Annotated in this window: 5 protein-coding genes and 1 tRNA gene; 3 read left to right on the top strand and 3 right to left on the bottom strand. The window is 59.6% G+C overall.

What is annotated here, in order from left to right:
• The first annotated feature begins 67 nt into the window (after window positions 1-67).
• Entirely contained in the window at window positions 68-727 is a 660-nt protein-coding gene (locus AB4Z11_RS20285) for a peroxiredoxin (RefSeq protein WP_442027239.1), read from the top strand.
• Window positions 728-781: 54 nt separating this feature from the next.
• On the opposite strand, the gene AB4Z11_RS20280 is transcribed toward AB4Z11_RS20285, so the two are convergent.
• From AB4Z11_RS20280 to uvrB, 3 genes are all read right to left on the bottom strand, one after another.
• Complete coding sequence (locus AB4Z11_RS20280; RefSeq protein WP_442027237.1) at window positions 782-1,291, bottom strand: DUF4142 domain-containing protein; 510 nt, start codon at window positions 1,289-1,291, stop codon at window positions 782-784.
• Complete coding sequence (locus AB4Z11_RS20275) at window positions 1,288-1,944, bottom strand: RNA polymerase sigma factor (RefSeq protein ID WP_442027236.1); 657 nt, start codon at window positions 1,942-1,944, stop codon at window positions 1,288-1,290. Before AB4Z11_RS20275 ends, AB4Z11_RS20280 begins: the two co-directional genes overlap by 4 nt.
• A gap of 136 nt (window positions 1,945-2,080) precedes the next feature.
• Window positions 2,081-4,153: an excinuclease ABC subunit UvrB gene (gene uvrB / locus AB4Z11_RS20270; RefSeq protein WP_442027235.1), complete on the bottom strand. Its 2,073-nt coding sequence runs from the start codon at window positions 4,151-4,153 to the stop codon at window positions 2,081-2,083.
• 110 nt (window positions 4,154-4,263) lie between these two features.
• On the opposite strand from uvrB, the gene AB4Z11_RS20265 reads away from it, so the two are divergent.
• Window positions 4,264-5,466, top strand: a complete 1,203-nt coding sequence (locus AB4Z11_RS20265) for an amino acid aminotransferase (protein WP_442027233.1) — start codon at window positions 4,264-4,266, stop codon at window positions 5,464-5,466.
• Window positions 5,467-5,569: 103 nt separating this feature from the next.
• Window positions 5,570-5,645: transfer RNA gene (locus AB4Z11_RS20260), tRNA-Asn, on the top strand.
• The last annotated feature ends 253 nt before the right edge of the window (window positions 5,646-5,898 follow it).

The raw sequence follows: 5,898 nt of genomic DNA, 5'->3' as shown, positions 1-5,898 counted from the left end.
TCGCAGGGCGGTGGTGCGACCATAGTGGTCTGGATTTTTGTCGCGACCCGTCCTGAAAGGAGTTGTCATGTCTCTCCGCATCAACGATACCGCACCAAACTTCAAAGCCCAGACTACCCAAGGTTCCATCGACTTCCACGAGTGGATAGGCGATAAATGGGCGGTGCTGTTCTCCCATCCGAAAGACTTCACCCCGGTATGCACCACCGAGCTTGGCTACATGGCCAAGATCGAGCCGGAGTTCACCAAGCGGAATACCAAGATCATCGGCCTGTCCATCGACCCGGTCGAAAACCACAGCAAGTGGGCGCACGACATCGAGGAAACCCAGGGCGCTGCCGTGAAATACCCAATGATCGGCGATACCGACCTGGCCGTGGCCAAGCTGTACAACATGCTGCCCGCTGAGGAGCCGGGCACCTCGGAAGGCCGCACTGCCGCCACCAACGCCACGGTGCGCTCGGTGTTTGTCATCGGTCCGGACAAGAAAATCAAGATGATGATGACCTACCCGATGACCTCGGGCCGCAACTTCGATGAGATCCTGCGCGTGATCGACTCGATCCAGCTGACCGCCAAACACAAGGTCGCCACGCCGGTGAACTGGAAGCACGGGGAAGATGTGATCATCGCCGGCTCCGTCAGCGACGACGACGCCAAGACCATGTTCCCCAATGGCTGGAAAGCACCGAAGCCTTATCTGCGCATCGTGCCGCAGCCGAAATAACCCTATCGCCGCCGGGGCCTGCCAAGTGGCTGCCCCGGTACCTCCCGCAACCGATTATTTGAGTTCGGACTGAATGTGTTTTGCGTGCTCCAGGTGCGCTACGAAGGCGGGGCGCACGTTGACCAGGGTCTGCTTCAGTTCAGCGTTCTTGGCGTTCGGGATCAGGGTCTTGTCCAGCGCGTCGATCACGGCCTGGTGGTAGGTGACTTCGTTGTCCACGTAGGCTTTGTCGAACTCTTTGCCCTTCAGGCTTTTCAGCTTGGCGATGTTGGCATCGCCGCCGGCTTTCAGGCTCTTGGCGGTGTCGCTGTCTTCCGGCGTGACCTTCAGTTTCTTCACCAGGGCGGTGGCTTTTTCGTTCACGCTGGTGTGGTCGTTGACCATCATGCGCGCGAAGGCTTGCACGTTCTTGTCGGTGGAAGTCTTCTCGGCCAGCTTGCCGGCGTTGATGTCGACCGTGTTGGCGGCGACGACAATGCCTGCGATCTGTGCGTCGTTAGGACCTTGTGCCAGCGCGAAGGTGCTGATGGCGGCGAGGGTGGATGCGAGTATGAGTCTCTTCATGGTTGTTCTCCTTGTGGTTGATGAATGGCGGCGAGCACGCGTGCGGTAATACGGTCGCAGCGTTCGCCATCGAAGCCGAACGAGTCTTGCAGGCCGGTGTCGAGCTCACGCGACAGCGATTCGCGCAGCATGCTGCGGGCGCGGAAGTGGCGGCTGCGCACCGTCGCTTCCGGGATGCTCAGCGCGGCGCTGGTTTCTTCCACGCTCATCTCCTCCAGCTCACGCAGCATGAAGACGGTGCGGAAGGCATCCGGCAGGGTATCGATTTTCTTTTCCAGCAGGCGGCGCACATCGGCGCGCATGGCGGAGGTATCCGGGGTTTCGGCTTCGGCTTCCCAGTGTTCTTCCGGCATGGCGCCCTCCAGTGGAATGACCTCGGCCTGGTGTGCGCCTTTGCGCAGGCGGGCCAGGGCGGTGTTGATGACGATGCGCGTCAGCCAGGTCGCGAGACTGGATTCGCCGCGGAAGCTGGACAGGGAACGGAAAGCTTGCAGGTAAGCGTCCTGCAGCACGTCCTCGGCCTCGGTGTCATCTTTGACGATGCTGCGGGCAGTGCGGTAGAGCAGGCGGTTGTAGCGCCGGATCAGCGGCTCGAATGCGCCGCAGGTCGCGGCTGAGATCAGCGCATGATCGCGGGCGAGTTGGGAGGACATGGTCGATTCGTTTTCATGAGTAGTTGACCATTAGATGCGGCTTGGGAGCGCCGCGTTCCCGGAATTTTGAAAAAACCAGAGGCGTGAACCAGGTGGCTGCCACGATGTGGCAGCCACCCGCTTTTTGCCGCGGGTGTTAGGACACCACATCGGCGCCGGGCGCGCCGAAGAGCTGCTGTTTGAGCACGTGCAGCTGGTCGCGCACCTGGGCGGCTTTTTCGAACTCCAGGTTTTTGGCGTGATCGATCATGAGTTTCTCCAGGCGCTTGATTTCCTTGCTGACCTGCTTCTCGCTCATGGCTTCGTACTTGGCCGCCGACTCCTGCACCGCCATCTCTTCCTTGGCTGCGTTCGGGCTGTAGACGCCGTCGATCATGTCCTTGATGACCTTGTGCACGCCGCGTGGGATGATGCCCATTTTCTCGTTGTAGGCCATCTGCTTGGCGCGGCGGCGCTCCGTCTCGCCGATCGCGCGCTCCATCGAATCGGTCATGTGGTCCGCGTACAGCAGGGCCACGCCGTTCAGGTTACGCGCCGCGCGGCCGATGGTCTGGATCAGCGAGCGCTCGGAACGCAGGAAGCCTTCCTTGTCCGCGTCGAGAATCGCGACCAGCGAGACTTCCGGCAAGTCCAGGCCTTCGCGCAGCAGGTTAATACCGACCAGCACATCGAAGGTACCGATACGCAGGTCGCGCAGGATCTCCACGCGCTCCACGGTTTCGATATCGCTGTGCAGATAGCGCACCTTGATGCCGTGGTCGCCCAGGTACTCGGTCAGCTGTTCGGCCATACGCTTGGTCAGCGTGGTCACCAGCACGCGCTCGTTCTTCTCGATGCGGTCCTGAATCTCGGACATCAGATCGTCCACCTGGGTGCGGGCAGGGCGCACGATGACTTGCGGGTCCACCAGGCCGGTAGGGCGCACCACCTGCTCGACCACCTGTCCCGCATTCTTTTGCTCGTAGTCGGCGGGCGTGGCGGATACGAACACCGTCTGGCGCATCTTCGATTCGAATTCCTGGAACTTCAGCGGACGATTATCCAGCGCGGACGGCAGGCGGAAGCCATAGTCCACCAGATTGGTCTTGCGCGAACGGTCGCCGTTGTACATGGCCGACAGCTGGCCAATCAGCACGTGGGACTCGTCCAGGAACATCAGCGCGTCTTTCGGCAGATAGTCCACCAGCGTTGGCGGCGGCTCGCCCGGCATGGCGCGGGACAGATGACGCGAGTAGTTCTCGATGCCCTTGGTGAAGCCGATTTCCGCCATCATTTCGAGGTCGAAGCGCGTGCGCTGTTCCAGACGCTGTTCTTCAATCAGCTTGCCTTCCTTGCGGAAGAATTCGAGGCGGTCGCGCAGCTCGGCCTTGATGGTTTCGATGGCGCGCAGCACAGTTGAACGTGGCGTCACATAGTGCGAGCCTGGATAGACGGTGAAGCGCGGGATCTTGGTCTTCACGCGGCCTGTGAGCGGGTCGAACAGCTGGATCGATTCGACTTCATCGTCGAACATCTCCAGGCGCACAGCCAGCTCCGCGTGTTCTGCGGGGAAGATGTCGATGGTGTCACCGCGCACGCGGAAAGTACCGCGGCCGAAGTCCATCTCGTTGCGCGTGTACTGCATCTGGATCAGGCGCGCGATCACGTCGCGCTGGGCCACTTTATCCTTTTGGCGCAGCGTGAGAATCATCTGGTGGTATTCGTTCGGATTACCGATACCGTAGATGGCCGACACGGTAGCCACGATCACCACGTCGCGCCGCTCCATCAGCGACTTGGTGCAGGACAGTCGCATCTGCTCAATATGCTCGTTGATCGACGAGTCCTTCTCGATGAACAGGTCGCGCTGCGGCACATAGGCTTCCGGCTGGTAGTAATCGTAGTACGACACGAAGTATTCGACCGCATTCTCCGGGAAGAACTCGCGGAACTCGGAATACAGCTGGGCTGCCAGCGTCTTGTTGGGCGCGAACACGATGGCGGGTCGGCCCATGCGGGCGATCACGTTGGCCATGGTGTAAGTCTTACCGGAACCGGTCACACCCAGCAGGGTCTGGAACGACAAACCATCGTCAATGCCCTCGCACAATTCCTTGATCGCCGTGGGCTGGTCGCCCGAGGGAGGGAAGGGCTGATGGAGCCGGAAAGGTGAATCTGGAAAGGTGATGACGGTCGCTTCTGGCGTACCGGCGTTTTGCGAATCAGACATTGAACTCAGACCTTTGATAGAATATGCGCTTGTCGGCGGCCTAAACCGGATTTTGTTCGGGCGCCGGCATGTTACGCTGCGAACCGCTTCCAATCGAATCCAATCTTATCATGACGAATCCTTCCGTTTTCAGCGCCATCGAGATGGCCCCGCGCGACCCTATTCTTGGTATCACCGAAGCCTTTAATGCAGACACCAACCCAGCCAAAATTAACCTGGGTGTAGGTGTTTATTATGACGACAATGGCAAAGTGCCGCTGCTGTCGTGCGTGGATAAAGCGGAAACGATTCTGATTGCTCAGCATGCGCCGCGTACCTATCTGCCGATCGAAGGCCTGGCGGCTTACGACAAGGCAGTACAAGAGCTGGTATTTGGTGCCGACAGCGCCGTAATTCAAGAGAAACGTGCAGTGACCGTGCAGGCACTGGGCGGTACCGGCGCGCTGAAGCTCGGCGCCGACTTCCTGAAGCGTTTCTCGCCATCGTCGGACGTGTACATCAGCGATCCGAGCTGGGAAAACCACCGTGCTCTGTTCGAAAGCGCCGGTTTCAAGGTCAACAACTACGCTTACTACGATCCGTCGACCAAGGGCGTGAACTTCRCCGGCATGATCGCTGCGCTGAAGGCTATGCCGAAGGGCTCCATCGTGGTGCTGCACGCTTGCTGCCACAACCCGACCGGCGCCGACCTGACCCAGGGCCAGTGGGATGAAGTGATCGCTGCCGTTGTGGCTGGCGGCCTGATTCCGTTCCTGGACATGGCTTACCAGGGCTTCGGCGCTGGCATCGCGGAAGATGGCGCTGTAGTGCGCCGCTTCGCTGCCACCGGCGTGCCGCTGCTGGTGTCCAACTCCTTCTCCAAGTCCTTCTCGCTGTACGGCGAGCGAGTGGGCGCGCTGAGCGTGGTGGCTTCTTCCGCTGATGAAGCTTCCCGCCTGCTGTCCCAACTGAAGCGCGTGGTGCGTACCAACTACTCCAACCCGCCAGTACACGGCGGCAAAGTGGTGGCCACCGTGCTGTCCACCCCGGAACTGCGCCAGCTGTGGGAAGACGAACTGGCCGGCATGCGCGTGCGCATCAAGGAAATGCGCGACACCTTTGTGCGCAAGCTGGCAGAAAAAGCCCCAGGCCACGACTTCGACTTCGTGCGCGAGCAAATCGGCATGTTCTCCTACTCCGGCCTGACCAAGGAGCAGGTAGGCAAGCTGCGCGAGCAGTCGATCTACGCCGTAGACACCGGCCGTATCTGCGTTGCAGCGTTGAATACTCGCAACATCGACGCTGTGGTTGACGCAGTCGCCAAGGTGCTTTAATATCTCGGTCTCGCGTCGTTACGGCGGCGCGAATGGCAGCAGAAAGTGCCGTTGAGTAATACCTTGAAAGTGTTGCTTTGACAGTATATAATGTTGCCTCTAATCCCTGATAGCTCAGTCGGTAGAGCGACGGACTGTTAATCCGCAGGTCCCTGGTTCGAGTCCAGGTCGGGGAGCCAGAACACAGAAAAGCCCAGCCTTAACCGGCTGGGCTTTTTGCATTTCAGGCCCTGTTTTGCGGGCGATGAACTGTGCGGAGCCGGTGTTTGGTTTATACCCTTAGACTGTTAATTTGCATTGAAAGTTGACCCACCTTCCCCACGAATTTGCAACGGAATCTGACCCACGTTCGTAGCACAATTCTCCCTGTCCTTTCGACAGGAGATCGGAGTGATCGACGTGGCTTTATTAGGCATAATTCGACGCTGGCAC

This window comes from Pseudoduganella sp. RAF53_2, from assembly GCF_052113985.1.
In the GTDB taxonomy this organism is placed as follows: Bacteria; Pseudomonadota; Gammaproteobacteria; order Burkholderiales; family Burkholderiaceae_D; genus Rugamonas.
Note: the sequence above shows the minus strand (reverse complement) of the source record. Positions and strands in the feature narration are given on the sequence as shown.

Excerpts from the sequence above, each read along its gene's own strand:
- AB4Z11_RS20280 (WP_442027237.1), bottom strand. The coding sequence starts at position 1,291 with ATGAAGAGACTCATACTCGCATCCACCCTCGCCGCCATCAGCACCTTC.
- uvrB (WP_442027235.1), bottom strand. The coding sequence starts at position 4,153 with ATGTCTGATTCGCAAAACGCCGGTACGCCAGAAGCGACCGTCATCACC.
- AB4Z11_RS20285 (WP_442027239.1), top strand. The coding sequence starts at position 68 with ATGTCTCTCCGCATCAACGATACCGCACCAAACTTCAAAGCCCAGACT.
- AB4Z11_RS20275 (WP_442027236.1), bottom strand. The coding sequence starts at position 1,944 with ATGTCCTCCCAACTCGCCCGCGATCATGCGCTGATCTCAGCCGCGACC.